Annotated in this window: 26 protein-coding genes; 4 read left to right on the top strand and 22 right to left on the bottom strand. The window is 68.9% G+C overall.

All coding sequences use genetic code 11. The features are described 5' to 3' along the window. Positions 1 to 46 precede the first annotated feature (46 nt). Positions 47 to 943: an RNA polymerase sigma factor SigJ gene (gene sigJ, locus AB0I34_RS07540; protein WP_360441040.1), complete on the top strand. Its 897-nt coding sequence runs from the start codon at positions 47 to 49 to the stop codon at positions 941 to 943. A gap of 9 nt (positions 944 to 952) precedes the next feature. Here the strand turns inward: sigJ and AB0I34_RS07535 are convergent, their stop codons facing one another. The 20 genes from AB0I34_RS07535 to AB0I34_RS07440 all read right to left on the bottom strand — a co-directional run bounded on the left by AB0I34_RS07535 (position 953) and on the right by AB0I34_RS07440 (position 21,409). After that, positions 953 to 1,774: an IclR family transcriptional regulator gene (locus tag AB0I34_RS07535; protein WP_360441037.1), complete on the bottom strand. Its 822-nt coding sequence runs from the start codon at positions 1,772 to 1,774 to the stop codon at positions 953 to 955. Positions 1,775 to 1,781: 7 nt separating this feature from the next. Then, positions 1,782 to 2,510: an SRPBCC family protein gene (locus AB0I34_RS07530; RefSeq protein WP_360441034.1), complete on the bottom strand. Its 729-nt coding sequence runs from the start codon at positions 2,508 to 2,510 to the stop codon at positions 1,782 to 1,784. Continuing rightward, positions 2,507 to 3,997 carry a CoA-acylating methylmalonate-semialdehyde dehydrogenase gene (locus AB0I34_RS07525; RefSeq protein ID WP_360441031.1) on the bottom strand — a complete coding sequence of 497 codons (1,491 nt, stop codon included), beginning with the start codon at positions 3,995 to 3,997 and terminating at the stop codon, positions 2,507 to 2,509. Before AB0I34_RS07525 ends, AB0I34_RS07530 begins: the two co-directional genes overlap by 4 nt. Positions 3,998 to 4,013: 16 nt before the next feature. Then, positions 4,014 to 4,712 (bottom strand): ABC transporter ATP-binding protein, encoded by a 699-nt coding sequence (locus AB0I34_RS07520; protein ID WP_360441028.1) that lies wholly within the window; start codon positions 4,710 to 4,712, stop codon positions 4,014 to 4,016. Continuing rightward, on the bottom strand, positions 4,709 to 5,398 hold the full coding sequence (locus AB0I34_RS07515; RefSeq protein ID WP_360441025.1) for an ATP-binding cassette domain-containing protein: 690 nt from the start codon (positions 5,396 to 5,398) through the stop codon (positions 4,709 to 4,711). Before AB0I34_RS07515 ends, AB0I34_RS07520 begins: the two co-directional genes overlap by 4 nt. Continuing rightward, entirely contained in the window at positions 5,395 to 7,557 is a 2,163-nt protein-coding gene (locus tag AB0I34_RS07510; protein WP_360441022.1) for an ABC transporter substrate-binding protein, read from the bottom strand. Before AB0I34_RS07510 ends, AB0I34_RS07515 begins: the two co-directional genes overlap by 4 nt. Next, a complete protein-coding gene (locus AB0I34_RS07505) occupies positions 7,557 to 8,420 on the bottom strand; it encodes a branched-chain amino acid ABC transporter permease (RefSeq protein ID WP_360441019.1) in 864 nt (287 codons plus the stop codon). The genes AB0I34_RS07510 and AB0I34_RS07505 overlap by 1 nt, the downstream gene beginning before the upstream one ends. Continuing rightward, on the bottom strand, positions 8,420 to 10,831 hold the full coding sequence (locus AB0I34_RS07500) for a xanthine dehydrogenase family protein molybdopterin-binding subunit (protein WP_360441016.1): 2,412 nt from the start codon (positions 10,829 to 10,831) through the stop codon (positions 8,420 to 8,422). The genes AB0I34_RS07505 and AB0I34_RS07500 overlap by 1 nt, the downstream gene beginning before the upstream one ends. Next, complete coding sequence (locus AB0I34_RS07495) at positions 10,824 to 11,327, bottom strand: (2Fe-2S)-binding protein (RefSeq protein ID WP_360441013.1); 504 nt, start codon at positions 11,325 to 11,327, stop codon at positions 10,824 to 10,826. The genes AB0I34_RS07500 and AB0I34_RS07495 overlap by 8 nt, the downstream gene beginning before the upstream one ends. Next, positions 11,320 to 12,183, bottom strand: a complete 864-nt coding sequence (locus tag AB0I34_RS07490) for an FAD binding domain-containing protein (RefSeq protein WP_360441009.1) — start codon at positions 12,181 to 12,183, stop codon at positions 11,320 to 11,322. The genes AB0I34_RS07495 and AB0I34_RS07490 overlap by 8 nt, the downstream gene beginning before the upstream one ends. Before the next feature lie 205 nt (positions 12,184 to 12,388). Beyond that, a complete protein-coding gene (locus AB0I34_RS07485; protein ID WP_360441006.1) occupies positions 12,389 to 14,524 on the bottom strand; it encodes an MMPL family transporter in 2,136 nt (711 codons plus the stop codon). A gap of 111 nt (positions 14,525 to 14,635) precedes the next feature. Next, a complete protein-coding gene (locus tag AB0I34_RS07480) occupies positions 14,636 to 15,397 on the bottom strand; it encodes an ABC transporter permease (protein ID WP_360441003.1) in 762 nt (253 codons plus the stop codon). An 8-nt stretch (positions 15,398 to 15,405) separates the two neighbouring features. Then, positions 15,406 to 16,164 carry an ATP-binding cassette domain-containing protein gene (locus AB0I34_RS07475; RefSeq protein WP_360441000.1) on the bottom strand — a complete coding sequence of 253 codons (759 nt, stop codon included), beginning with the start codon at positions 16,162 to 16,164 and terminating at the stop codon, positions 15,406 to 15,408. Next, positions 16,164 to 16,532, bottom strand: coding sequence for a DUF1048 domain-containing protein (locus AB0I34_RS07470; RefSeq protein WP_360440997.1), 369 nt, complete (start codon positions 16,530 to 16,532; stop codon positions 16,164 to 16,166). The genes AB0I34_RS07475 and AB0I34_RS07470 overlap by 1 nt, the downstream gene beginning before the upstream one ends. Before the next feature lie 3 nt (positions 16,533 to 16,535). Next, positions 16,536 to 16,853 carry a PadR family transcriptional regulator gene (locus AB0I34_RS07465; protein ID WP_360440994.1) on the bottom strand — a complete coding sequence of 106 codons (318 nt, stop codon included), beginning with the start codon at positions 16,851 to 16,853 and terminating at the stop codon, positions 16,536 to 16,538. Between the two features lie 115 nt (positions 16,854 to 16,968). Then, a complete protein-coding gene (locus tag AB0I34_RS07460; protein WP_360440991.1) occupies positions 16,969 to 18,906 on the bottom strand; it encodes a glycoside hydrolase family 43 protein in 1,938 nt (645 codons plus the stop codon). Between the two features lie 92 nt (positions 18,907 to 18,998). Next, positions 18,999 to 19,397: a PPOX class F420-dependent oxidoreductase gene (locus tag AB0I34_RS07455; protein WP_360440988.1), complete on the bottom strand. Its 399-nt coding sequence runs from the start codon at positions 19,395 to 19,397 to the stop codon at positions 18,999 to 19,001. A gap of 71 nt (positions 19,398 to 19,468) precedes the next feature. Further along, positions 19,469 to 19,924, bottom strand: coding sequence for a hypothetical protein (locus AB0I34_RS07450; protein ID WP_360440985.1), 456 nt, complete (start codon positions 19,922 to 19,924; stop codon positions 19,469 to 19,471). Beyond that, positions 19,921 to 20,688 (bottom strand): ABC transporter permease subunit, encoded by a 768-nt coding sequence (locus AB0I34_RS07445; RefSeq protein ID WP_360440982.1) that lies wholly within the window; start codon positions 20,686 to 20,688, stop codon positions 19,921 to 19,923. Before AB0I34_RS07445 ends, AB0I34_RS07450 begins: the two co-directional genes overlap by 4 nt. Next, positions 20,681 to 21,409, bottom strand: a complete 729-nt coding sequence (locus tag AB0I34_RS07440) for an ABC transporter ATP-binding protein (protein WP_360440979.1) — start codon at positions 21,407 to 21,409, stop codon at positions 20,681 to 20,683. Before AB0I34_RS07440 ends, AB0I34_RS07445 begins: the two co-directional genes overlap by 8 nt. A gap of 95 nt (positions 21,410 to 21,504) precedes the next feature. Here AB0I34_RS07440 and AB0I34_RS07435 point away from each other — a divergent pair, with 95 nt between their 5' ends. Both AB0I34_RS07435 and AB0I34_RS07430 read left to right on the top strand, forming a co-directional pair. Then, complete coding sequence (locus AB0I34_RS07435) at positions 21,505 to 22,161, top strand: response regulator transcription factor (RefSeq protein ID WP_360440976.1); 657 nt, start codon at positions 21,505 to 21,507, stop codon at positions 22,159 to 22,161. A gap of 18 nt (positions 22,162 to 22,179) precedes the next feature. Continuing rightward, a complete protein-coding gene (locus AB0I34_RS07430; RefSeq protein WP_360440973.1) occupies positions 22,180 to 23,445 on the top strand; it encodes a HAMP domain-containing sensor histidine kinase in 1,266 nt (421 codons plus the stop codon). Between the two features lie 6 nt (positions 23,446 to 23,451). Here the strand turns inward: AB0I34_RS07430 and AB0I34_RS07425 are convergent, their stop codons facing one another. Both AB0I34_RS07425 and AB0I34_RS07420 read right to left on the bottom strand, forming a co-directional pair. After that, a complete protein-coding gene (locus tag AB0I34_RS07425) occupies positions 23,452 to 24,135 on the bottom strand; it encodes a response regulator transcription factor (RefSeq protein ID WP_360440970.1) in 684 nt (227 codons plus the stop codon). After that, positions 24,132 to 25,301, bottom strand: coding sequence for a sensor histidine kinase (locus AB0I34_RS07420; RefSeq protein WP_360440967.1), 1,170 nt, complete (start codon positions 25,299 to 25,301; stop codon positions 24,132 to 24,134). The genes AB0I34_RS07425 and AB0I34_RS07420 overlap by 4 nt, the downstream gene beginning before the upstream one ends. Before the next feature lie 110 nt (positions 25,302 to 25,411). Here AB0I34_RS07420 and AB0I34_RS07415 point away from each other — a divergent pair, with 110 nt between their 5' ends. Then, complete coding sequence (locus AB0I34_RS07415) at positions 25,412 to 26,344, top strand: ATP-binding cassette domain-containing protein (protein ID WP_360440964.1); 933 nt, start codon at positions 25,412 to 25,414, stop codon at positions 26,342 to 26,344. Positions 26,345 to 26,346: the final 2 nt, after the last annotated feature.

Genomic DNA, 26,346 nt, shown 5'->3' with positions numbered 1-26,346 from the left:
TGTCGGAGTGGTGAGGACAGGCGCAACCGAAGGAGCCCGCGACACCATGACCATCGACCGACCCGATCAGAGTCTGAGCGCGATCATGAGCGAGCGGCGTCAGCTGATCAACCTCGCGTACAGGCTCGTCGGCTCGCTCGCCGAAGCCGAGGACGCCGTGCAGGAGACCTACGCCCGTTGGTACGCCCTGTCCCCACAGCAGCAACAGGCCATCGACTCCCCCGGCGCCTGGCTGACCAAGGTCGCGAGCCGCATCTGCCTCAACGTGCTCAACTCGGCACGAGCCCGCCGGGAGAACTACGTCGGCGACTGGATCCCCGAGCCCCTGCCCGCGCCTGCGGAAGGCACCACCACCGACCCGGCCGACCGCATCACCCTCGACGAGTCGATCGGCATGGCCTTCCTCGTCGTACTCGAAGCGATGACGCCGGCCGAGCGCGTCGCCTTCATCCTGCACGACGTCTTCGGCTACCCGTTCGCCGAAGTCGCCGACATCGTCGGCCGTACGCCGGTGGCCTGCCGGCAACTGGCCTCGTCGGCCCGCCGGCGCATCCGGACCTCGCAGACACCGCCACCCCCGACCGCCGAGCAGGCCGCCATCGTCAGGAACTTCAAGCAGGCCTGGGAAGCCAAGGACATCAATGCCCTCGTCGGCCTCCTCGACCCCGATGTCACCGCAACCGGCGACGGCGGGGGCCTCGCCACCACCGTGCGCCGCCCGTTCGAAGGCGCCGGGCAGCTCGCGCGCGGCCTCGTCGAGCTCGCCGACAGGCACGCCGGCCTGACGATCCTGGAGCGTACGGTCAACGGCCAGCCCGGTCTGGTCGCCGAGCAGGACGGCGTGATCGTGACCGTGTACGCGTTCGACATCGCAGCCGGCCGGATCACGCACATCTGGGCCGTGCGCAACCCCGAGAAGCTCCGGCCGTGGACGCTGCGGTAGCGGAGTCGGTCAGGAGCGGCGGTTCTTCAGTGGGACTGAGTCGACAGTGACCGGAGCATGCACCGGGCCGCCGAGGCGGGCGGTCAGCGCGTGCGCCATCCGGAGCAGCGACTCGGCGGCCTGCTTGCCGCGGTGCTGGTCCACCGCCGCTTTGACCATGCTCACGCTCAGGGCACCCACCGGGCGGCCGGAGCCGTCTGTGACGGCGGCACCGACACAGATCATGCCCAGCGCGGTCTCCTCGTCGTCGATGGCGTAGAGGCGGGTGCGGACGTTGTCGAGGTCGCAGTTCAGGTTGGACCTGTTGGCGATGCTGTGCTGGGTCAGTACGTCGAACTGGTTGTCGGCGTACAGGACGTCGAGTTCGGAGACGGGCAGAGCGGCGAGCAGGGACTTGCCGCTGGCGGTGCAGTGGGCAGGCAGCCGCATGCCGATCTCGTAGTGCACCGCCACCGGGCGGGTGCCGTGTCGGGTGCCGACGTACAGCACGTTTCTGCCGTCGAGGATGGACAGCAGGATGGTGTCTTCCGGGAGCAGGCCCAGCTCTGCATCCACCCGGCGGAACTCCGTGGCGATGTCGGAGCGGGCCAGGTAGGCGCGGCCCAGCTGGACGACCTTCCAGCCGAGCAGGTAGTGGCCGGTGCCGGAGCGCACGAGAAGCCCGGACTCGACGAGGGTGGTGCAGACCGAGAGGCAGCTGCTCTTCGGCGCCCCGATGGCGCGGGCGATCTCGCTGAGGGTCAGGCCGTTCGGCGCGTCCGACACCACCTCCAGGGCACGGGCGGCTCGGGCGACAGCTGGCACGGTGGGCTTCCCACTCACTTCGGACACGCCACGATCATCGCCGAAGCCGTCGGATCAGCAGCACCAGACCCGCCAACAGAGCCACGACGGGCCCCACTCGCTTGGCCATCGGCAGCGCCACAGCGCGGAGAACGTCGAGGGATTGTTCCGCCGGGACGCCCCCGGAGCCGTTGGCGGAACAGCCGACAGCCCTGGCCGGGGCGTCGTCCGGCCAGGGCTCCTCAGCTAGGTTCGTGACCACCTTCTTCGGCGTCGAAGTGGCGCCGTTCAGGCTGGTGGGCGCCGCCGCGGTACGTGGCGTGACCGCGCTCGGGCGCCGTTCGCCGGCGATCTCCTTCTCCAGGTTCGTGACGAACTGGCTCAGCAGACCGTTGCTGACCTCGCCGATCACGCCCCGGCCGAACTGACCCAGGCGGCCCGAGATCGACATCTCCGTGGCGACCGCGACGTGGGTGCCCGCCGCGCCCGGCTCCAACTGCATGGTGACAGTGGCCGACGCACCGCCCTTGCCTCGGGTCTCACGACCCGTCGCGTGCCACACCACCGTCCGTGCCTCGACGTCCCGTTCGACGAACCGGGCCTCGCCCTCGTACGTCGCCGCGATCGGGCCAACCTTCACCTTCAGGCCGCCGCGATACACGTCATCGGTGGTGTCGGTCAGGCTGACACCCGGCATGCACGGGGCGATCCGCTCCAGGTCCGTGAGCACCTGCCACGCCTCGTCCACCGGCAGCCGCACGTCGAACGCATGAGTCAGCTTCACGAGGCCGCCGCCCCCGGGAAGCGCAGGTCGAGTCCGCCGCCGGTCTCGGCCCAGCGACTGGTCACGACCTTGCGACGGGTGAAGAACCGTACGCCGTCCTCGCCGTACTGACCCGCGTCGCCGAACAGGGACTTCTTCCAGCCACCGAACGGGAAGTACGGGATGGGCACCGGGATCGGGACGTTCAGGCCGATCATGCCGACCTGCACGGCGTGCTGGAACCGCCGCGCGGCCACGCCGTCCCGGGTGAACACGGACACGCCGTTGCCGTACTCGTTCGCGTTCACCAGCCCGATCGCCTCGTCGAGGCTGTCGGCCCGGAGCATGACCAGCACCGGCCCGAAGATCTCGTCGCGGTAGATCGACATCGACTCGTCGACGTGGTCGAACAGGGTGGGCGCCAGGAAGTAGCCCTCGGTCGGCAACTCGGCGGCCCGGCCGTCCACGACCAGGTCCGCGCCGGCCTCGACGCCCGCGGCGACGTACCCACGCACCTTGTCGAGATGTTCCGCCGTCACCAGCGGGCCCATGTCCGCGCCCGTCACTCGACCGTCCACCACGGACAGCTTGCCGATCCTGGTGACCAGCTTCTCCCGCAGCGCGTCGCCGATGTCGCCGACCGCGACGGCGACCGAGATCGCCATGCAGCGCTCTCCCGCCGACCCGTACGCGGCCGACACCAATGCGTCGGCGGCCGCGTCGAGGTCCGCGTCCGGAAGCACCACGAGGTGGTTCTTCGCGCCGCCCAGCGCCTGCACGCGTTTCCCGTGCGCCGCGGCGGTCTCGTACACGTGCCTGGCCACCGGAGTCGATCCGACGAAGCTCACCGCAGCGATGTCCGGGTGCGTCAGGATCGAGTTCACCGCGTCGGCTCCGCCGTGTACGACGTTCAGCACACCCGGCGGCAGACCGGCCCGCTCAGCCAGTGCGGCCAGCTCGTTCGATGCCGACGGGTCCTTCTCCGAAGGCTTCAGGACGAACGCGTTGCCGCAGGCCACCGCGATCGGGAACATCCACATCGGCACCATGACGGGAAAGTTGAACGGCGTGATGCCCGCCACCACGCCGAGCGGCTGCCGGATCGAGTACGTGTCGACGCCGCGCGACACGTTCTCACTGAACTCGCCCTTCATCAGGTGCGGGATGCCGGCGGCGAACTTCGCCACGTCAAGACCGGCGTTGATCTCGCCCTGCGCGTCGGCGAGCGTCTTGCCGTGCTCGGACGTGATGGTCGCCGCGAGCGCGTCGCGGTTCTCCTGCACCAGCCGGACGAAGTCCAGCAGCACCTGCTGCCGCCTGCCGAGAGACGCCGTGCCCCACTCGGCCTGCGCGTCGCCGGCGACCCGGACGGCGTGCGTGATCGCCTCGCCCCCGCCGAGCGCGACCCGGCCGGACACTGCGCCGAGTGCGGGGTCGTGGACGTCCGTCCAGACAGGCGGCGCCTCGGCGACGGGCCCGCCGCCGATGTAATGGTTGATCGTCTTCACGACTTGTTCCTTCCCGTCACACGCCGAGGTAGAGGTCGAGCAGGTCGTCCCGTTCGGACAGCTCACTGGTGGGTAGCTCGGCGGCGACGCTGCCGCGGTCGATGAAGTACACGCGGTCGGAGACCCGCCGCACCATGGAAAGGTCCTGCTCGGCGATCAGTACGCCGACCCCGCTGTCGTGCAGCAGCCGGATGATGTCGCCGACCTGCCGGACCACTCGGGGCGCGAGCCCTTCGCTCGGCTCGTCGAGCAGCAGCAGCCGAGGGTTGGTCATCAGCGCCCGCGCGATCGCGAGCATCTGCTGCTCGCCGCCGGACAGCGTGCCCGCGCGGTGACTGGACCGTTCCGCGAGCCGCGGGAACAGGTCATGCACCTTCTTCACCGTCCAGTGCCCAGGCCGGGCGACCACGTCGAGGTGCTCGCTGACGGTGAGGCTCGGGAAGATCCGCCGACCCTGCGGCACGTAACCGATCCCGGCCCTTGCGACGTCGTGCGGCTTACGCCCGGCCAACTCCGTCTGTCCGAATCGGATACTGCCGGCCGTGACGCGCGGCGACGACAGGGCCATCAACGCTTTGAGTGTCGTGGTCTTGCCCATACCGTTGCGGCCGGCGAGTGCGACCGCCTCGCCCTGCGCGACGGTCAGCGCGACATCGGAGATCACCGGATGTCCCTGGTAGCCGGCGGACAGCCCGCTCACCGTGAAGGTGCTCATTCGTCGTCACCCCTTCCGAGGTACACCTCGCGGACCGCCGCGTGCGACCGGATCTCGCCGGCCGGCGCGTCCGCGACGAGCTTTCCGTTGGACAGGCACAGGACCCGGTCGACGAGCCCGAGCACGAGGTCCATGTCGTGCTCGATCAGCAGCACGGTCACGTCGTTCGGCAGGTCGCTGATCGCCTTGGAGATGATCACCCGCTCACCTGCTCCGAGGCCGGCCGCGGGTTCGTCCAGCAGCAGGACGGACGCACCGGTCGCGAACGTGACGGCCAGCTCGACCATGCGCTGCTGCCCGTAGCCGAGGTCGGCGACCTCGGTGTCCAGCCACTCGCCGAGCCCGAACCGCTCGACCACCTCGTCGAGCGGCCGGCCACGCGCGGCGAGCCGCAGGTTCTCCGCGACGGTCAGCGTCGTGAACAACTCGGTGATCTGGAAGGTGCGGCCGATGCCCATCCGGGCGCGGCGGCGGGCCGGCGTACGGGAGATGTCGCGGCCGTTGAACTTCAGGTTGCCGTTGCTGGCTCGCTCGCCGCCCGCGATCACCCGGAACAGGGTGGTCTTGCCTGCGCCGTTCGGGCCGATCACGCCGACTCGTTCGCCGGACCGCACCTCGAACGTCACGTCATCGATGGCGCGCAGGCCGCCGTACTCGCGGCCGACGCTGGTCAGTGTGAGAGTCATGGGGTCACCCCTTGGAACTCGCGGGAGAACACGGGCCGGCTCAGGTACTCGTCGTAGGACAGTCCGCCGGTGGCGCCGACGTCGGGGAATTCTTCGGTGACCGTGTTCCACGGCAGCCCGCCGGGGCCCGCTTTCACCTTGCGCAGGTACACCGTGTAGACGGGCTGGCCGCGGTCGTCGACCTTGATCGGGCCGAACACGCTGTCGGTGTAGGAGATCGTCCGCAGCTTGTGGACGAAGTCGGTCGCGTCACCGACCTTCCCGCCGTTCGCCTCGAGGGCGCGCGCGGTCCAGTCGGCGGCGAGGTAGCCGCTCGCCGCGTAGTAGCTCGGCAGCTTGCCGTACTTCTTCTGGAACGCGGCGGCGAACTTGCCGGACGCCGGCGAGTCACGGCCCTCCGCGTAGTGCCCGATCGACACCAGACCCATCGCGGACTTGCCGACACCCCGCAGTACCGCCTGGTCGAACGACGGGTCGGAGCCGAGCAGCGTCATCCGCCCGTCCATGCCGAAGTCGCGCCACGCCTTGAGGAACTTGACGCTGTCCGCGCCGATCAACCCGACGAACACGGCGTCCGCGTCGGACTGGCGCAGCTGTGAGATGAACGGCGCGAAGTCGGAACTGCCCAGCGGCGGCCACAGCTGTCCGGCCAGCGAGCCGCCCGACGCGCTGAGGCCACTGGCGAACCCGCCGCACACCTCTTGCCCGAACGTGTAGTCCGAGCAGATCGTGACGACCTTCTTGTGTCCCGCCTCCGCGGCCCAGGTGCCGAGCGGCACGTTGAACTGCGGTGCGGTGCCGGTGAGCGGGAAGACGTTCGGATACGAGTCGTGCACGAAGATGTCGCTGGTGGGGATCGGGTAGACCAACGGCACCTGGGTGGTGGTGACGTAGCGGCCGAGCGCGACGCCGACGTTGCCGGCCAGCGGGCCGATCACCAGATCGGCCTGCTTCTGCTCGACGAGCCGCTTGGTGACCTGTACGCCGGTCTCCGTCGACCCCTGGTCGTCCTCGACGAGCAGGTTGACGTCCCGGCCTGCCATCTTGTTGCCGTGCTCGGCGAGCCAGAGCTGGGTGCCCTGCAACATGTCCTGCCCGGCTCCGGCTAGTGCGCCGGACAGACTGTCGACGTACCCGACGGTGATCGGACCGGTCGTCCGGTTCGCATCGGTGTCGTTGGCGAGAGCGGGCGCACACGCGGTCAGCGCGCCGGCAACGGCGACGGTGGCCGCGAGCTTCTTGGCCCGCCGGGACTTCAGCCACTGTGCGACGGTGCCGGTGATGCCGTTGCGGGCGAACAGGACCACGACGATCAGGAGGATGCCCATGACGGTCGGCCAGCGCGGGGTCTCCGTGGACACCGCGGCCCGCATCACCGTCAGCAGGATCGCGCCGAGTGCGGGGCCGAGGAACATGCCGGAGCCGCCGACGATCACCATCAGCATGAACAGGATCGACGTGGACAGGTGGGCGGTCGACGGGCTGACCACCGGGTAGTAGCCGGCGTACAACACTCCGGCGATCGCGGTGACCGCGCCGGACGCGAGGTATGCCACGAACCGCTGCCCGGACGGCGCGTAGCCGATGCTGGTCATCCGGGTGGCGCTGTCACGGGTGCCGCGGATGCGGATCCCGGCGCTGGACCGGAGGAACAGCCACAGCGCGGCCGCGACCACCACGAACACCGCGAGCACGAGCCAGTAGTACTGGTAGTACTCGCTGAAGCCGTCGGGCCGGACGCCGGACAGCGCCCCGTTCTCACCGCCGGTCAGCGCCGAGTACCGGTGCGCGAGGCCCCAGATGAGCATGCCGGTGGCGAGGGTGATCATCAGGAAGTACATGCCGGAGGTGCGTACGGCGGCGATCGCGAAGATCGCGGTGACGCCGATGGTGACCAGCACCGCGACCAGCGCGGACGTGAGGAAGCCGAGGTCGTAGCGGGTCTGGGTCAGCGCCGCGGTGTACGCGCTGACCGCGAACAGCCCGGCGTGACCGACCGAGACGAGCCCGGCGTGGCCGATGAGGACGTTGAGGCCGAGTGCGACGATCGCGAAGATGATCGCCTCGGTGGCGATGCCGACCCAGTACTGGCCGGTGACGTACGGGACCAACAGGCCGAGGATCGCGAGGGCGACGAGCACAGCTGCTTTTCTGGACATCAGTGCCGCCCTCCGAGAAGTCCGCGCGGCCGCACGACGAGCACGAGCAGCATCGGGCCGAACAGGATGAAGTACAGGAGGTCGGACGCCAGCGTCACACCGAAGCTGTAGACCAGGCCGACCGCGAGACCGCCGAGTACGGCGCCCTGCAGGCTGCCGAGCCCACCGACCACGACGACCACCAGCGCGAACAGCAGCATCTCGGCGTCCGCGCCGGGATAGAGGCCGAAGAACACGCCGCCGACGACGCCGCTCGCTCCGGCCAGCAACGCTCCGAGCACGAACACGCCGGCCGCGACCCGCCGTACGTTGACGCCGAGCGCGTCGAGCATCTCCTCGTCGTCGACACCGGCACGGATGATCGCGCCGACCTTGGTGCGCTTGAGCAGCACCCACAGCCCGATCGCGACAACGATGGCGGCGACGATCACGGCGATCCGGAACTTCGGCACGACGACCTCACCCATCGCGACACTGCCGGCGAGCGCGTCCGGCGGGTCGATGGTGAGCGAGTCGCCGCCGAACTGGGCGAGCGCGAGGTCGGCGAGCACGAGTGAGATGCCGACCGACAGCAGGACCTCGGACAGTTCCATCCCACGGACCCGCCGATAGACGACGCGCTCGAGGATGCCGCCGCCGACCGCGACGCCGAGCGCCCCGACCAGGAGTGCCAACAGCCAGCTGCCGGTCGCGCCGAGCGTGACCAGGCCGAGGTAGCCGCCCCAGAGGTAGAAGGTGCCGTGCGCCAGGTTGAGTACGCCCATCAGGCTGAAGATCAGCGTGAAGCCGCTGGCGACGAGGAAGAGCAGACCGGCGAAACTGAGGCCGTTGAACGTGGTGAGAAGTAACTCGCTCCCGGACATCACTGTCCTTTCTGGAGAGTGGGTAGGGGTGGGAGGCTCGGTGTGTCCGGGTCGTCCGGCCACTTCGCCCCCGCGGCCTCGTCCAGAGCGCGCAGCACCCGTTCCGGTGTGATCGGTTGGTGCCACACGCGAGCGTTCCGTTGCGCCAACGCGTTGTTGACCGCGTTGTGTACGGCGGCCGGCGCGCCTGCCGCGCCCGCCTCGCCTGCGCCTTTCGTGCCGAGCTTGGTGTTCGGGCTCGGAGTCTGGATGTGCGTGACGTCGATGTCCGGCAGCTCCGGACCCGTCGGCAGCAGGTAGTCCAGCAGCGTGGAGGTCAGTAGCTGCCCGTTCTCGTCGTAGTACAGCCGTTCATACAGCGCACCGCCGACGCCCTGTACGACGCCGCCGCGGACCTGGCCGTCCACGATGGTCGGGTTGATCAGGACACCGCAGTCCTCGACGCAGTAGTAGTCGACGAGGTGAACGATGCCGGTGTCCTCCTCGACCTCCACCACCGCCGCGTGCGCGCCGTTGTTGAAGGTGACGTTCGGGCCGACGTACTCACCGACCACCGACAGCCCGATCCGCAGTTCCTCCGGCAGCTTGTGCGTGCGCCAGTGCGCGGCCTCGGCGACCTCCTGGATTCCCATCCGCACAGTCGGTACGCCGCTGACGCGCACCGACCCGTCCGTCAGTTCGAGGTCACTCGGATCGATCTCGAGGAGGTGACCCGCGATCGCCAGCACCCGGTCCCGCACCTCGCGGGCGGCCGATGCCGCGGCGCCGGAGCTGACCACGGCGGAGCGGGACGCCCACACCCCAGTCCCGTGGGGCACGGTCTTCGTGTCGCCGGAGATCACAGTGATGCGGTCGAATGAGACGCCGAGGTGGTCCGCGACCACCTGCGCGGCCGTCGTGTGCAGGCCTTGCCCCTGACCCGGCGTACCGAGCAGCACGGTCACCGAGCCGTCCGCCTCGACGCGGACCTCCACCTGGTCGTGCGCGGTGATCGGCGCGCCGCGGGCACCGTAGAACGCGACGCCGGGCGCGGTGACCTCGACGAAGCACGACAGCCCGATGCCGAGCAGCCTGCCGGGTGCCGGTTCGCGCGCCGGGACTCGCTCGAGCAGCCGGGCGAAGGCCTCCTGATGCGAGCCGGAGTCGTAGACGTGGCCGGTGATCGACGTGTATGGCAGCTCGTCCGGCGCGATCAGGTTGCGTTGCCGCAGGTCAGCAGGGTCGATCGCCAGGCGCCGGGCGGCCTCGTCGAGCACCGCCTCCATCACGAGGATCGCGACCGGGTGGCCGACACCGCGGTACACCGCGAGCGGAGCCTTGTTGGTGATCGCGACCCGCAGGTGTCCGGCGTACGCCGGGACCCGGTACGGGCCGGGCATGATCGTCGCTACCTGGACGCCCTCGGTCACCATGCTGCGCGGATAGACGGAGAACGCGCCGCCGTCGCTGACGACCTCGGAGCGCAGGCCCAGGATCGTGCCGTCCTTGGACAGCGCGAGCGCCACCGAGACGCGTTCGTCGCGAGACTGTGTGTCGGACTGCAGCGCCTCCACCCGGTCCTGGATCCACTTCACCGGCCGGCCGAGCAGGATCGACGCGACACACGTGGCGAGCTCGTCCGGGTACACGTGCGCCTTCATGCCGAACGCGCCGCCGACCTCGTCGGTGAGGATCCGGACATTCGACTCGCGCAGGCCGAGCAGTTCGGCGAACGTCGACTGCAGCATGTGCGGCGCCTGCGTGGACAGCCGCACGGTCAGCGATCGCGCGGTCGGATCGAACTCGGCGACCGCGCCGCGCGGCTCGATCGCGGTCGCGGTATGCCGGGCGGTGGAGATGCCGACCTCGACGATCTCGTCCGCTGCCGCGAACGCCGCGGCCACATCGCCGCCGCCGAAGTTGCCCTCGAACGCGAGATTCGTGCTGAGCTCCTCGTGCACGAACCCCGAGGTGGCCGTCACCGCCGCCACCGAGTCCACGACCGCGGGCAACTCGTCGTACTCCGCCTCGATCAGCTCGAGCGCATCCTCGGCGACAGCTCTGCTCTCGGCGACGACGATCGCGACCGGTTCGCCGACGTAGTGGACTTTGCCGGTGGCGAGCGGCCGCTGGTCGCCGGACACCAGCCCGGGCCAGTCGAGCAGGCCCTTCCACGACCGGCACACCTTGTTGACGTCGTCGGCCGTGAACACCGCATGTACGCCGTCGAGCGCGCGGGCTGCATCGGCGTCGAGCCGGGTGATCGTTCCGTGGGCGAGCGGCGCGCGGACGAACGCAGCGTGCAGGCAGCGGGCCGGCGTCACGTCGTCGGCGTACTTCCCCCGACCGAGCAGGATCTTCGGGTCCTCGACGCGCCGTACGCGCCGGCCGACCCACGTCGAGGTGTCGACGGCTGTCGTGTTGTCACTCATGCCGGCTCCGCTCCTCGGAGTACTCCACGACCGCGTCGACGATCGGCTGGTAGCCGGTGCAGCGGCAGATGTTGCCGGACAGCCGCTCCCGGATCCGCTCCCGCGACATCGTCGGCTCCTCCTCGACGGCGACGACGCCGGCCATCAGGAAACCCGACGTACAGAACCCGCACTGCAGCGCCTGGTGCTGCCAGAACTTCTCCTGCAGGGGATGCATGACCGCCTCGTTGCCGTCCCGTTCGGAAAGACCCTCGACTGTCTCGACGGCGGCGCCGTCGGCCTGCACCGCGAGCGTCAGGCAGCTCCGCACGGGCGCGCCGTCGAGCAGCACCGTGCAGGCGCCGCACACGCCGTGCTCGCAGCCGAGGTGCGTGCCGGTCAGGTGCAGGTCGTGCCGGAGGCAGTCGGCGAGCGTGGTGCGCGGCGTGACCCGCGCGGCCTCCCGATGCCCGTTCACCGTCATCGACACTGGTGCCGGCTCGTTGGCGTCATGCATGGGTTACCTCCAGAGGAAGCGCTGCTCGCAAGGACTTCTCGACGAGGCGAACCCCGGCCTTGCGCCGGTACGTCGCGGATCCGTGCAGGTCACCGACCACGTCGAAGCCGTCGAACGCGTACGCCGCGGCCTCAGTCAGCATCTGCGGGGTCAGTTCCGCGCCGACCAGTACCTGTTCGGCGACGGTGGCCCGCTTGGCGGTGCCGGCCACCCCGAACAGGGCGATGCGGACGTCGGTGCAGCGTCCGTCCGGTCCGGCGTCGAGCACGGTGATGACGCCGACCAGCGCGAAGTCGCCGTCGCGGCGGGCGATCTCGAGCACGGACGCCCGTGCGGTCGGGGCCAGCTCCGGCAGCTCGATGCCGGCGACCAGCTCGCCCTCCTCGAGCGCTGTCAGATACGGGCCGAGGAAGAAGTCGGCGGCGGCCACCCTGCGTCTACGGGTGTCGCTCGCGACCCGCACCGCACCGTCCAGCGCCAGCAGCAACGCGGGCAGCTCGGCAGCCGGGTCAGCGTGGGCGACCGCGCCACAGACGGTCCCTCGGGTGCGGATCTCGACGTGGCCGACCTTGGCGAGGCACTCGGTCAGCAGCGGATGTCCGGCCGACTGCTCGGCGGTGCGTGCGGTGACCGCGGCCGAGACCACCGCCCGCCCGTTCTGGATGGCATGACCGCTCAGGTCAGCGGCTTTGGTGATGTCGACGAGCAGAGCCGGCTGCGACATGCGCAGGGCCATCACCGGCAGCAGGCTCTGCCCGCCTGCTAGGACCCGCGCGTCCGCGCCGTGGCTCGCCAGCAGCGCCGTCGCCTCCTCGAGGGACTCGGCTCGCTGGTACGCGAACGCGGGCAGTTTCACGACCGCAACCTCCATTGTTCAGAATACTGAACGCAGTGCCGTTTATGGAACACACAGCTTGGCGAGGGTCGCGTCGGGTGTCAAGATCCTGTGGATTCAGGTATGGCTGAAAGGTTGGCGGGGCATCGAGGGGGCCGCGGCAGGATTGACCGGACGTGCCGGAGCCGGGCGGCCCTCGCGGGCAGCCCGGCTCCGGTGGTTGGGATCAGCCGATCCGGACCGGCTCTCGGTCCTCGGTTTGCTGTGGCTTCTGCTGGGTGCCGCCGTGACCCGGCCACCAGGCGCGATGGCCGATCAGGGCGGTCAGCGCCGGGGTGAAGAACATCGCCATGACGAACGCCGCGATCGCGATGCCGACGGAGATGGCGAAGCCCATCTGCGCCAGCGTCGAGTTGCCTGCCAGCATCATCGAGGCGAAGGTGCCCGCCAGGATGACACCCGCCGCGGCGATGGTCGGCCCGGTGTGGTGCAGGGCCAGGGCGGCGGCTTCCCTCGGATTGCGGCCCTCACGGGCCTCTTCCCGCAATCGAGCCACCATCAGGATGTTGTAGTCGGTGCCTAGGGCAACCACGAAGAGGTACATGATCACCGGCAGGGTGAAGATGAGCCCGCTCTCGCCCCGCAGATGCTGGAACACCATGACGGTCGCACCCAAGGTGGCCCCGAAGCCCAGGAACACCGACGCCATCAGGTACCACGGCGCCACCAGACTGCGCAGCAGGAGCGCCAGCACGATCATGATCAGGACTGCCGCCAACGGGAACACGACCTTGTAGTCGTGGTTCATCGCATCCTGGAAGTCGACGAACACAGAGGTCAGGCCGCCGACCACCGCGGTGGTCCCGGGTGGTGCGGCCTCGTGGACCGCCGTACGCAGCGGTCCCCGGACAGTCTCGATCGCCTGGTCCGATTCAGGCGCGGTCTTCAGCGTGACCTGGAAGTGGGCGACCGATTTGTCCTGCGACAGCGCGGGTTCCGAGACCTCGCCGACACCGTCCACTCGGGTCAGCTCGGTGCGATAGGTGTCGAGCTGGGTCTTGCTGAGCGGGTTCGGTGACTGCAGCAGCACGTCCGACGGCTGGGTGACGCCGGCGGGCAGGCCCTTGAGCAGTTCCTTGCTGTACGTCGTGGACTCGGAGGTGTCGGAGGTCGAGCCCGAGGTGAGATCGAACGTCGGGTTGAAACCGATGGCGAAGACACCCAGCACGATCAACAGACCACCGGAGGCCGCGGCGAACACCGCCGGACGACGACCGAGCCCGCGACCGAGCCTGGCGAACGAGGCTCCCTTCGGCTCGACGCGCCAGGCCTTCGACGGCCAGAACACCTTCGTGCCCAGCAGCGACACGATCGCCGGCACCAAGGTGAGCCCGGCCAGCAGTGCCACCGCCACCGCGATCGCCAGCGCCGGTCCGAGCGAGCGAAACAGGCCGAGGGTCGACAGCGTGAGTGCCATGAAGGCGATGATCACCGCGCCGGCGGCGGAGGTGATCGCCTCACCGACCCGGGTGACGGCGCTGACCATCGCGGTCTTCGGATCCTCCCCTGCCCGCAGCCGTTCGCGGTAGCGGAACATCAGGAACAGGATGTAGTCGGTACCAACCCCGAACAGCACCACCAGCAGGATGGGACTGACCGAGGGGTCGATCTTCAGATCGAACGCCGTGCTCACCATGGCGATCAGGCCGTTGACGACCGAGGAGATCGCCCCGATGACCACGACCGGCAGCAGCGCGATCACCGGACTGCGGAAGATCACCAGCAGCAGCAACAGAATCAGCGCCACGGTGGCGATCCCGACGATGGCCAGGCCCTTGGTCGAGGACTCCTGCGCGTCGAGGGCCTGCGCGGCCGAACCGGTGACGCCGGCCTTCAGGTCGGTGCCGTTGACCTTGTCCTGCAACGCCGTACGCAGCGCCTTGACCGCGTCGCTCTGCCTGGTGTCGCTGGGGTTCGTGACCTTCGTCATCTGCACCGCGGCGATCTGGATGAGCCGGTTGTCCGGCGGTGGGACCGCCTGGATCCCGGTGACGTCCTTCAGCTGTGCCTGATTCAGTTGCCCGGTGACGGATTCGACCGTTGCCGCGTCGGCCGCGGTGAGCGGCGCGCCGTCGGATCGTTCGAACACCACGATCGCGGCGGGCGCGGCGGCGTTGGGGAAGGCCTTCTCCTGCAGCTTGGCTGCCTGGATCGACTCGTAGTGCGACGGCAGGAAGGCGGATTGGTCCGTGGTCGAGTTCAGTGCCGGGGCCGTCGCGACGACCCCGATGATGATCACCACCCAGGCGCCGATCGTCCGCCAGGGATGGCGAACGACCAGCGAGCCCAGTCGTGCGAACATGACAGATCCTTTCAGGAGTTCGTTGCGTGCAAGGGCGCATGGTTTGTTGCCACGACGATCGCCGACCGTCCTGACACGCGGCTGACACGCCGCAGACACCGACCAGGTCGGTCAGCTGATCTTGCGCCGGTACAGCGCGACCGCGAAGGCGTAGGCAGCGACCAGGAGGCCGACGCACCAAGCAAGGGCGATCCAGATGTCAGAGCCGACCGGTTGCTCGGCGAACAGCGCGCGGATCGTGTTGACGATGGACGTCACCGGCTGGTTCTCGGCGAAGGCGCGCACCGGGCCGGGCATGGTCTCGGTCGGCACGAACGCCGAACTGAGGAACGGCAAGAAGATGAGCGGGTACGAGAACGCGCTCGCGCCGTCCACCGATTTGGCGGACAGGCCAGCGACCACGGCCAGCCAGGTCACCGCGAGGGTGAAGAGGATCAGGATCCCGGCCACCGCAAGCCAGGCCGCGACTCCCGCTCCGGTGCGGAAACCCATGATGAGGGCGACGCCAACAACGATCACGAGTGAGATCAGGTTGGCGACCACCGAGGTCAGCACGTGGCCCCACAACACGCCCGACCGCGCGATCGGCAGGGACTGGAAACGCTCGAAGATCCCGCCCTGCAGATCCGTGAAGAGCCGGAATGCGGTGTAGGCGACGCCGGACGCGATCGTGATGAGCAGGATGCCGGGCAGGAGGTAGTTCACGTACGACGTCGACCCGGTGTCGATCGCGCCGCCGAACACGTAGACGAACAGCAGCATCATCGCGATCGGCATGAGTGCGGTGGTGATGATGGTGTCCGGGCTGCGGGTGATGTGACGCAGGGATCGCCCGGTGAGTACGGCGGTGTCGCCGAGGAGATGCGTGGCCATGGTTGTCCTTACTTGTCCGTGCCGACCAGGGTGAGGAAGACGTCCTCGAGGGTCGGCTGCTTCTCGACGTACTCGACCTTGGCCGGCGGGAGGAGTTGCCTCAGTTCGGCGAGGGTGCCGTTGACGATGATGCGGCCCTCGTGGAGGATCGCGATCCGGTCGGCGAGTTTCTCGGCCTCGTCCAGGTACTGGGTGGTGAGCAGCACTGTCGTGCCGTGCTCGGCGAGTTCCTTGACGCTGTTCCACACCTCGATCCGCGCCTGCGGGTCGAGCCCGGTGGTCGGCTCGTCGAGGAAGATGACCGGCGGATTCCCGATCAGGCTCATCGCGATGTCGAGGCGGCGACGCATGCCGCCCGAGTACGTCGCAACCCGCCGCCCGCCGGCCTCGGTCAGCGAGAACCGGGCGAGCAGATCGTCCGCGATCGCGCCCGGGTCGCCGAGGTGCCGCAACTTGGCGATCAGCACGAGATTCTCCCGCCCGCTGAGGATCTCGTCGACGGCGGCGAACTGACCCGTCAGGCTGAACGACTCCCGCACCTTGTCCGGTTGGGTCGCGACGTCGAAGCCGTTCACCGTGGCCGTCCCCGCGTCGGCCTTGAGCAGCGTGGACAGGATCCGCACGACCGTCGTCTTGCCCGCCCCGTTCGAGCCGAGCAGCGCGAAGATGCTGCCCCGCTGCACGTCGAAGTCCACGCCGCGCAGTACCTTCAGTTCCTTGTACGACTTCTCCAGGCCGTGCACCTGGATGACGGACCGGGTCGTCATCAAACGGGCCTCTCGTCTTCTCCGGCAGCGTCTGCAATGGCTTTGTTCAGCCGGTTCTGCTCGCGGATTCGCCACTGCCCGTCCGGGTAGTTCTGGACGAAGGTCTCGACGAATTCCACCGGGTCCGCCCCGACAATGTCGCGGATCGGTGTCCCGGCCGCCGCGCTCTGCTCGAACAGGTCGATGAGGTCCTCGTACATCGTGGTCAAACCGGCCTCGCCGCGCCCGAAGTACATCAAGTACCGCTCGATGGCTTCGACCGCCGTGCGATAGTTCGCCGGAAGCCGGCGCGTGCGCGCCTTGTACTGCCGCCATCGCTTCTTCTCGTCGAGAGGTCCGGTGACCTTCTCGATCCATCGTGCAGCCATTTCCTACCGACCTCCTTCGCGGAGCTGTTCGAGCCGTTCGGAGAGGAAGCTCCACGTCCTCCAGAACTCGTCGAGATATTCCTGACCCTGGGCGTTGAGGGAATACACCTTGCGCGGCGGGCCCTTTTCCGACGGGACCTTCTCCACGTCGACGAGACCCCGTCGCTCGAACCGGACCAGCAGGGCGTAGATGGTGCCCTCGGCGATGTCGGTGAAGCCCTGCTCCCGCAACCACGCGGTGATCTCGTAGCCGTACGCGGGCCGCCCGAACAGCATCGCGAGCACGATCCCCTCCAGCGTGCCCTTCAGCATCTCCGTCATCTGTTTGACCACGGCTCACCTCCTCGTACTACTCAGTGCTGCTGACTACCAGTAGATAGTAGCACTGAATAGTGAGGACACAACTGTGCCCCCGGCGGTCACCGGGGGCACAGAATCAGCTGTCGCGGGAGACCATCAGCCAGCTGACTTGGATGTCTGGTGCGCGAGTCGGTGCGATGGAGACGGTGATGTTGCCGTCGGCACCGACCGCGATCCCGCCGTACGACGCCGCCGTACCGGTGCCCGTGAAGAGACGCTGCTGGTCGACGATCGAACCGTTGACCGTGACTTGGGCGGCGCGGTTCGCCCACGGCCACGGATCGAAGTACCCGGCGTGGACCGTGTACGTCCCTGGCTCCAGGCCGCCGAAGGTGTAGACGAGTGCCTCGTGATCCTTGGCGTAGCGCAACGTGCTGTACAGGTCCCCACTCCCCGCGGGTGCGCTCGACCCGGTGTAGCCCCAGGTCGTCCCGGTGATGGGATCGGTTCCCAATGGCTGCTCGGGGCCCGAATTCAGCAGGGCACCTTCGCTGGCGGCGGTCTGCATCAATGTCTGCCAGTCCGCCGTCGCGGCACCGCCCGCGTTGACGGCGTACCGAACGTTGTGCGGGACGACCATGACGGACCGCGTGAACGTGCGCCCGTCCGACAGAGTGCCGCGAAGGCTCGCCGGCCCCGGCTGCGCGATGGTCGACGCATCCCACGTGACCGCGACCTGCTGTGAGCCCGCTGCCGTCTTCACACTGACCGTGGCCGGCAGGGCGCTCGTGTCGTTCAGCCAGACGTGATCCGGCAGCGCCGTCTCGACAGCCCAGCGCTGGTACGGCGCCAGGTCGCGCAGTGTCCACTCCTGGTCGGGGCCGATCGACAGGCTGCCGCCCTCGCCGAAGCTCATCGGCATCCAGATGTACGGCGCGTTCGCCAGGTCATCCGGAGTCCACCGGTCGCCCATGAAGGCGTACTTGTTCCGCGCCGGATCGACCGGGATCACCGACGTACTCTGCGACCGATAGGTGTCCGCCGCGCCTGCCCCACTGATCGGGCTGCCCTTGTCGGTCCACTGGCCGAGAACGCTCGTCGCGGTGGCGTAGCGCGCCGGGTTCGGATCCCATCCGGTGGCACCGGAGGTGATCAGGTAATAGGTGCCCTCGGACTTGAACATCGCCGGCGCCTCCCGCTGGTTGCACGCGAGCGTCCGCACGAAATCCTTCCCCTGCACGGCGTTCTCGGGCGGCGCGGACAGGTACGTGTACGACTTGTTCAGCTTCGAGACGTACATCGTCCGGTTCTCCTCGGAGGAGTAGACGATGTACGCCGTCCCGTCGTCGTCGACGAACAGGTTCATGTCCCGGGCCATGCCGCCGGCCGGGTCGAACGCGGACCCGGTCCCACACCACGGCACCGAGTCGCTCGGCACGCGGTTCAGCCGGTACGAGTCGATCCACCGGAACGGCCCGGTCGGCGAATCCGCGATCGCCACCCCGGCCTCGGCCCGCGCGTACGTCGACGTACCGGTCGGGGACGACGGTCCGTCGGAGTGCACCCACATGATCCACTGGCCGGTCGCCTTGTTGTGGATCACCTTCGGCCGCTCGAGGATCGACGGTCTCGCCCAGCCGTCGGTCCGGACGCTGTTGGTGGACAGGTCGCGCCAGACGATCTCCTTCTGCGCGGCGGTGTAGTGCTTGTACAACTTCGCGAAGTACTTGTCGTTCGTGAACTGGTCCGGTGAACTCATCGCCCGCAGAGCGAGGCCCTCGTCCTTCCAGTTGTACAAGTCGTACGACGCGTAGACGTGGACTCCGGGTGAGTCGAAGTACCCGTTGCTTCGATCCTCGCCGTACCAGTACCAGATCCGCCGGCCCCGGTCGTCGGTCGACGGCATCACCTGGCCGCCATGTGCCTGGATCACCTGACCCGTGGTGTCAAGCCATTCGGCGCCGGGGCGGAACGAGTTGTAGGTCGTGGGTGCGGGTGGGGCCGGGGCGGCGATCGCGGCCGGGGCCAGCAGGGTGAGCGTTGCGCTCAGGACGGCGAGTCTGATCAGTCTCATCCGGGGTCCTTACGTCGGGGCGGACGGGCAGTAAGGATGTTGACGTCAACACGGCTGGAGACATCGATTACAGCCCCGCTGGGAGGGTGCCGTCAAGGGCTGCCGAGCTGGCTTGTGGTGCGTTCCACGATGATCGCTGCCGCGTACCGCGTCGTACCCGGCGGTTCGACGTCTGCCCAGTCGCCGGTGTACTTCCGGGCGATCGCCTGCTCCAGCGCGAGATCCGGGTCGGCGATCAACTCCTCGACCCGCCCCCGCAGTTCCAGGTAGTACGTCGGCCGGGCCGGGTCCACGATCACGACCGAGATCCGCGGGTCACGTTGCAGGTTGCGCAACTTCTGGCGGCCCTCCACCAGGCTGATCCGCACGCGCTCGCCGTCCCAGAGGAACCACAGCGGCGTCACCTGCGGCTCACCCCGCTTTCCGATCGTCCCAACGAACGCGACTGTTGCCGATGACAACAGTTCCTCGAACTCGGCCGGAATCTCCACTCTCGCCTCCTGATGTACGTCGATCCGTAATCCGACAAGACTGGCACACCACGTTGTCGCGTGCGACGACCTCAAGCCCTTGCTGCGCGCCTGAGGCGCCCGATCAGAGCGGCGGCGCCGAGCAGTGCCGGTACGGCGATCGCCACCGGCACAACACCACCGCTGTCGAGCGTCTGGCGAGGTGAGACGGTGACGTGGACCGGTGGTCCGGCGACGAGAGCTCCGCTTTGCGGGATCAGTACGACGTACACCGCGAAGTGACCGGGGTTGACGGCCTGGAACTCCCAGTCCAGCTGGGTTTCCCGGCCGGCCGGGACCGGCTGGGTGACGTCCTGCGTCCAGTCCTCCAGGTCGACGTACACGCCGTCGAGGCTGACCACGTTGAGATGCGCGATGGCCGGACCGGACTCGCTGACGACCGACTCCACGGTGAGGGTCTGGCCGAGCTGCGTGGTCAGTTGGTCCTGATTCATCGTGATCGTCGGGTTGGCCATCACCACGGTGGCGATCAGGCTGAGCAGGTTCATCGCAACCCCGCGGTCAGCCGGACGAGTCGGGGGCCGGCCGCGATCAGGACCGCGACGACGACCAGTGCGACCACGACCGGCGCGGCCAGATAGCTGAGGTCGTTGGTCCAGCCACGGCGGCCGACAAGGATCTGGGAGATGTAGTGCAAGGCGGACCCGATCGGGTTGATCCGCGTCAGCACCTCGCCGAATCCGGTCCTCGGCAACGCGGGCAGTTGGGTCGGCGCGAACAGCACGAGCAACAGGAGCAGGCCGCACGCCAGGCTCGTCTTGTTGGAGTTCGTCCAGCCGCTGAAGAGCATTCCGATGCCGCCGAGCCCGATCGCGACCAGCGTCCCGACGACCAGGGCGAGGAGCGCCGCCTGGCCTGCGCCCGCCACCCCGCGGCCGAGCACCCACAGATAAGGGAGTGTGACGGCCAGGCAGGCCAGCCACATCGTCGAGGCGGCCGCGAGCTTACCGACGACGATCGCGCGCCGGGACACGGGCGTGAGCAGGAGTGCCTCGAACGTGCCGCGTTCGCGCTCGCCGCTGATCGCATCCGCACTGACCACGACCGTGAGCAGGACCCCGACCGCCAGCCCGACCTGGACCGTGAGGTTGACCGCCTCGCGTTGCTCGAGGAAGTTCATGGCCCGATTGGTCGCCGCCAGGTAGGTCATCGCGCTGAGCAGGATGCTGAACCCGAACACCAGCACCGGTCCGCGGCCGCCGATCCAGAGGTCTCGGCTCTCCTGCTCGGCAACCACTGTCCACCTAGTCATGACCGCTCTCCCCGGTCAGGTCGAGGAACGCGGCACTGAGACTGCCCGCACCCGCGACGATGCCGGCGATCGGCCCGGCCGCCTGAAGCCTGCCGTGGTCGAGGATGAGCACGCTGCCGCAGACCTCCTCAATCTCGGTGAGCGTGTGCGTCGACAGCACCACCGTCGCACCGCGCCGGCCGGCGATGTCCGCGATGGTGCTCAGGATCTCGCGCTGACCGGCCGGGTCGAGGCCGAGTGTCGGCTCGTCCAGGAACACGACCGCGGGGTCGTTGACCAGCGCGCGGGCGATCCCGAGCCGTTGCTTCATACCCCGGCTGTACGTCGAGATCCGTGAACCCGCTCGATCGCCGAGACCAACGTCGGTCAGCAATCGTTCGGCCACCGCGCGTGCATCGTGGCGACTCGATCCGAACAGCCGCGCCGCATAGCGGAGGTACTCCGCGCCGGTCTGCCGTGCCGGGTATCCGGCGCTCTCCGGCAGGACGCCGATGCGTTGTCTGATCCGGTGCGGCTGATCGCTGGGTACGCCGGCGACGCTGAAGGTCCCGCCGGTCGGCTCGAGGATCGTCGTGAGCAGGCGAATCGTGGTCGTCTTCCCGGCGCCGTTGGGGCCGAGCAGTCCGATCACCTCGCCCGCGTCCGCGGCGAAGGTGAGTCCGTCGAGGGCGTTGCGCGCGCCGTACCGCTTGCTGAGGCCGATCGCCTCGATGGTCGCCATGGGCCGACGCTAGGTCCGCACGGCTGAATCCCCGCTGAACGGTGCATTCAGCCGGGATTCAGCCAGAATGGAGGAGGATCGCCTGGAGGTGGGTGATGCGCGCGCTGGTGGTGGAGGACGAACTCCGGCTGGCCACGGGTCTGCGGGCCGGCCTGGAGGCAGAGGGGTACGCCGTCGACGTCGCGCTGACCGGGACCGACGGACTGTGGCTCGCCCGCGAATACGGGTACGACGTCGTCCTGCTGGATCTGATGTTGCCGGAGCTCGACGGGTTCGAGATCTGTGCGACGCTTCGGGCCGAGCAGGTGTGGACGCCGATCCTGATGCTGACGGCACGGGATGCGGACACCGACCAGATCCGTGCCCTGGACACCGGCGCGGACGACTATCTCACCAAGCCCTTCTCGTACGCCGTCCTGATCGCCAGGCTCCGTGCCCTGGTACGGCGGGGTGCGGCGGAACGACCGTGCGTGCTGGAAGCCGGTCACCTGCGGCTGGATCCCGCGGCCCGGAGAGCCTGGGCCGGTGAGGTCGAGCTGGTGCTGACCGCGCGGGAGCTGTCGCTGCTGGAGTTCCTCGTTCGGCGGCATGGTCAGGTGGTGTCGAAACGAACGATCCTCGACCACGTCTGGGACTACGACTTCGACGGCGACCCGAACATCATCGAGGTCTACATCCGGCGACTCCGCACCAAGCTCGGGCAGGACTCGATCACGACCCTGCGCGGAGCCGGCTACCGGCTTGCCGATTGACGATGGGGAGGTCATGCCATGCGGCTGCGGGTGACAATCACAGCGGTGTTGGTGCTCGGCCTCGCGCTCGTCGCGGGCGCCCTGGTGCTCGTCGCGTTGCTCGGCTCCGTGCTCACCGACCAGGTGTGCCGGGACGCGCAGGACCGAGCCGCACAACTGAGCTCGGCGACCGGCACCGACCGGCCACAGTCCACGAACAGCGAGCTGATCCAGTGGATCGCAGTACAGGGTGGTGGCGACACGATCGCTTCTCCGCCTGCCAACGGCTGCGTCTCGGTCGAACCTCCCGGTTATCCGGAGGACTTCGTCTTTGCCGCGGCACCGCTCGCCACCGGTGGCGATGTGATCGTGGGTAAACCCTTGGTGGATGTGCTGGACTCGACCCGGTTCGTACGTCGCGTCCTCCTGGTCGGGGTGCCGTTGATGATGCTGATCGTCGGCGGTGTGACGTGGGTGGTGACAGGGCGGATCCTGGCGCCGGTCACGGCGATCCGGCGTGAGGTCGACGAGATCACCGCGACCGAGCTCCACCGCCGGGTCCCCGCCGCACGCACCGACGAGATCGGCCGACTGGCCAGGACGATGAACCGGATGCTCGATCGCCTGCAGCGGTCACAGGAGAGCCGGCTGCGGTTCGTCTCCGATGCCTCGCACGAGTTGCGGTCCCCGATCGCGGCGATCCGCCAGCACGCCGAGGTCGCCCGGGCCCATCCCGGGCGCACGACCGTCACCGAGCTGGCGACGACAGTCCTCGAGGAAGATGTGCGGATGCAAGGCCTGGTTGACGATCTGCTGCTACTGGCCCGATCCGACGAGAACCACACGGAACCTCCGAACACCCCGGTCGACCTCGACGACCTCGTCCTCGCCGAGGCGCAACGGTTGCGGTCGGCAACAAGCCTGGCGATCGACACGGCCGGCGTGTCCGGCGGTCAGGTCCGCGGCGACGAGGCGGCGCTGGCCCGGATGATCCACAACCTCGCCGACAACGCCGCCCGGCACGCCCGGAGCCGGATCGCGTTCACCCTCACGGAATCCGCCACCACCGTCGTCCTCGCCATCAGCGACGACGGTCCCGGCGTCCCCAGAGCCGACCGGACCCGCGTCTTCGACCGGTTCGTGCGGCTGAACCCGGCCCGCTCCCGCGACGCCGGCGGCACCGGCCTCGGCCTGGCGATCGTTGCCACCATCATCGAACGCCACCACGGCACGATCACGATCCGCACCGCCGCCACCGGAGGCGCCACCCTGGAAGCCACGCTGCCACAGGCCGACCACACCTGAGGCCGCTCAGCGGTCGCGTGGGGCACCGGGGACGACGAGGCCTGACTCGTAGGCGGCGATCACGGCCTGGGTGCGATCGCGTGCGCCGAGCTTGCTGAGCAACCGGCTGACGTGGGTCTTGACGGTCTCGTCGCTGACCACCAGCCGGGTCGCGATCTCAGGGTTGGACAGACCACCGGCGATCAGTCGGAGCACCTCGAGCTCGCGCGGTGTGAGGTGGCCGAGAGACACCGCCGGGTCGCCGGCCGGACGACGTCGGGCGAACTCCGCGATCAACCGGCGCGTCACGGTGGGCGCGAGCAGACCACCGCCGGACGCGATCACCCGGACCGCGTCGAAGAGGCGTTCCGCGGTCACGTCCTTGAGCAGGAAGCCGCTGGCTCCGGCGGCCAGAGCGTCGTACACATGCTCGTCCAGGTCGAACGTGGTCAGCATCAGGATCCGCGGACCTGCGGTGGGACCGGAGTCGGTGACGATGCGACGGGTCGCCTCGATACCGTCCAGGACCGGCATCCGGACATCCATCAGGACGACGTCCAACGCCTGGTCGCGACACAACCGGACCGCCTCGGCCCCGTCGGCAGCGGTGCCCGCGACGACGAAGTCCGGCTGGGTACCGAGGAGCGTGCCGAATCCGGCGCGGATGACCTCCTGATCGTCGACGACGGCGATCCGTGTCGGTGTCGTCATGGCGCGTCCAGCGGGATCGGAAGGACAGCCTCGACCACGAAACCGCCGCCCACGGACCGCCCGAAGGTCAGAGAACCGCCCATCATCGCGGCGCGCTCGCGCATGCCTACCAGCCCGTGTCCGCCGGTCCCGTCGGGGTGGAGGGCCGGGCCTGGACCGCTGTCTCGGATCCGCACACGCAGTGTCTCGTCCGTGTAGTCCAACTCCACGTCCGCGGCCGCGCCCGGTGCGTGCCGGCGCGCGTTGGTCAGCGCCTCCTGGACGATGCGGAACGCCGTCAGCTGGACCCCCGGATCGAGCGGGACGACACCGCCGCGCACGATCAAGCGAGTGCTGGCGCCGGACGACGCGCGCGCTTCGTCGACGAGTGCGTTCAGCTCTTCCAGACCGGGCTGCGGTGCCCGCACGGCCCGAGCGCCGGTGTCAGCGTCTTCGCGCAGTACGCCGAGCAGCCGGCGCATCTCGGTGAGAGCGGACCGCGCGGTGTCGCCGATCGCGATCAGCCGTTGCGCACCCTCCGGCGGCAAGCATGGTGTGGACAGCCGGGCGGTCTCGGCCTGGACGGCGATGATCGAGATGTGGTGCGCGACGACGTCGTGCAGTTCGCGGGCGATCCGGGCTCGCTCACCCCGTGCCGCGTAATCATGCAGGGTCTCCGCGGTCTCGCGCTCGGCTGCCGCTGCGGCCACCGCCGTACCGCGTTCCCGTACGGCGGTGCCGAGCAGGACCGCGGCCGTCATCAGGACCAGCACCACAGTCGAGTCCAACCGCGGCTCACCGAGCGCGAGCACCACGAACGGCAGCAGCAGCGGGAACGCCACCAGACGCGATCTGCTCCGCGCCAGCCGGTACGCAGCGATCATCCCGGCCAGCACCGCCGCGACGTACGGCGTCTCGGGGCTGGCGAGCAACACGCTGTTCGCCAGCGTGACTGCCAGTGCTGCCGGAATCGGGTGGGCCGGCAGGAATGCGAGCGGCACCGTCGCACAGAGCCCGAGGAGCAGCCCTGTCCCTTGGTCCATGCCGCTCCGGTCGCCGCCGCTCGCAGACTCCATGACCGCGAGCAGTGCGAGCAGGACCGCCACGACGACGTACGCATCGCGGGTGTCGGCGATCCTGCGGACGGCAACGAACGCCCGGTCGCCCAGCTCACGGACCTGGCTCACAGACTCATTGTCCGCCCGGTCCGTCACCCCGGTCGTCCCCCACGCGAGGGACGACCAGAGCGCTCAGGAGCGTGACGAAATCTGCCGGGCCGAGCCGTAGCGTCGCAGGCATGGAGTCCACCACGATCGAGGTTCGCGAGCTGTCCAAGACGTACGGCGCCACGGTCGCCGTGGACGGTCTGTCGTTCACTGTCCGGCCGGGGCAGGTGACCGGGTTCGTCGGACCGAACGGAGCCGGGAAGTCGACCACGATGCGGGTCATTCTCGGCCTCGACGCGCCGGACGACGGCGACGCACTGGTCGGCGGTCGCCGCTACCGGGATCTCGCATCGCCGCTGCGCGAGGTCGGTGCGCTGCTCGACGCGGCCGCGGTCCATCCGGGCCGGAAGGCACGCGATCACCTGCTCTGGATGGCGCAGTACAACGGTCTTCCGGCGCGGCGCGTCGACGAGGTCCTCGAGCAGGTGGGCCTCACGCAAGCGGCACGACGCCGAGCCGGCGGGTTCTCGCTGGGCATGCGGCAGCGGCTCGGGATCGCCGGGGCGCTGCTCGGGGATCCGCCGGTGCTGTTGTTCGACGAGCCCGTGAACGGGCTGGACCCCGAGGGCATCGTCTGGATCCGCGGTCTGCTGCGGTCGCTGGCGGCCGAGGGCCGGACGGTGCTGGTGTCCAGCCACCTGATGGGTGAGCTCGAAGGCAGCGCGGACTATCTGATCGTGATCGGCCGCGGCCGGCTGATCGCAGATACCACCGTGGCGGAGCTGGTCTCCGCCGCATCGGCGGACAGAGTTGTACTCCGCACTTCGCACCGGACCCAGGCGATGACGGTGCTGGCGACGGCCGGCGCCACGGTCGCCGCGACCGACCACGATCGAGTGACCGTGACCGGGTTGACGTCAGAGCACGTCATCAAGCTACTGAACCAGCACGGGCTGACGTTCACCGAGGTCGCCGCGCATCGGGCGTCGCTGGAAGAGGCCTACATGGACCTGACCCGCGACGTGGTCGAGTTCGCCGCGCACGGCCGGCCACGGGAGGCGTGAAC

Origin of the sequence: Kribbella sp. NPDC050281 (assembly GCF_040655855.1) — a bacterium.
In the GTDB taxonomy this organism is placed as follows: domain Bacteria; phylum Actinomycetota; class Actinomycetes; order Propionibacteriales; family Kribbellaceae; genus Kribbella.
The sequence above is the reverse complement of the archived record's forward strand: the minus strand, read 5'-3'. Positions and strand labels throughout refer to the sequence as shown.

Bases quoted from the DNA above. Each gene is read 5' to 3' on its own strand.
- AB0I34_RS07480 (WP_360441003.1), bottom strand. From the start codon at position 15,397: ATGGCCACGCATCTCCTCGGCGACACCGCCGTACTCACCGGGCGATCC.
- AB0I34_RS07475 (WP_360441000.1), bottom strand. From the start codon at position 16,164: ATGACGACCCGGTCCGTCATCCAGGTGCACGGCCTGGAGAAGTCGTAC.
- AB0I34_RS07415 (WP_360440964.1), top strand. From the start codon at position 25,412: ATGGAGTCCACCACGATCGAGGTTCGCGAGCTGTCCAAGACGTACGGC.
- AB0I34_RS07425 (WP_360440970.1), bottom strand. From the start codon at position 24,135: ATGACGACACCGACACGGATCGCCGTCGTCGACGATCAGGAGGTCATC.
- AB0I34_RS07435 (WP_360440976.1), top strand. From the start codon at position 21,505: ATGCGCGCGCTGGTGGTGGAGGACGAACTCCGGCTGGCCACGGGTCTG.
- AB0I34_RS07505 (WP_360441019.1), bottom strand. From the start codon at position 8,420: ATGTCCGGGAGCGAGTTACTTCTCACCACGTTCAACGGCCTCAGTTTC.
- AB0I34_RS07510 (WP_360441022.1), bottom strand. From the start codon at position 7,557: ATGTCCAGAAAAGCAGCTGTGCTCGTCGCCCTCGCGATCCTCGGCCTG.
- AB0I34_RS07515 (WP_360441025.1), bottom strand. From the start codon at position 5,398: ATGACTCTCACACTGACCAGCGTCGGCCGCGAGTACGGCGGCCTGCGC.
- AB0I34_RS07450 (WP_360440985.1), bottom strand. From the start codon at position 19,924: ATGAACCTGCTCAGCCTGATCGCCACCGTGGTGATGGCCAACCCGACG.
- sigJ (WP_360441040.1), top strand. From the start codon at position 47: ATGACCATCGACCGACCCGATCAGAGTCTGAGCGCGATCATGAGCGAG.
- AB0I34_RS07470 (WP_360440997.1), bottom strand. From the start codon at position 16,532: ATGGCTGCACGATGGATCGAGAAGGTCACCGGACCTCTCGACGAGAAG.
- AB0I34_RS07460 (WP_360440991.1), bottom strand. From the start codon at position 18,906: ATGAGACTGATCAGACTCGCCGTCCTGAGCGCAACGCTCACCCTGCTG.
- AB0I34_RS07485 (WP_360441006.1), bottom strand. From the start codon at position 14,524: ATGTTCGCACGACTGGGCTCGCTGGTCGTTCGCCATCCCTGGCGGACG.
- AB0I34_RS07440 (WP_360440979.1), bottom strand. From the start codon at position 21,409: ATGGCGACCATCGAGGCGATCGGCCTCAGCAAGCGGTACGGCGCGCGC.
- AB0I34_RS07465 (WP_360440994.1), bottom strand. From the start codon at position 16,853: ATGACGGAGATGCTGAAGGGCACGCTGGAGGGGATCGTGCTCGCGATG.
- AB0I34_RS07445 (WP_360440982.1), bottom strand. From the start codon at position 20,688: ATGACTAGGTGGACAGTGGTTGCCGAGCAGGAGAGCCGAGACCTCTGG.
- AB0I34_RS07495 (WP_360441013.1), bottom strand. From the start codon at position 11,327: ATGCATGACGCCAACGAGCCGGCACCAGTGTCGATGACGGTGAACGGG.
- AB0I34_RS07520 (WP_360441028.1), bottom strand. From the start codon at position 4,712: ATGAGCACCTTCACGGTGAGCGGGCTGTCCGCCGGCTACCAGGGACAT.
- AB0I34_RS07430 (WP_360440973.1), top strand. From the start codon at position 22,180: ATGCGGCTGCGGGTGACAATCACAGCGGTGTTGGTGCTCGGCCTCGCG.
- AB0I34_RS07500 (WP_360441016.1), bottom strand. From the start codon at position 10,831: ATGAGTGACAACACGACAGCCGTCGACACCTCGACGTGGGTCGGCCGG.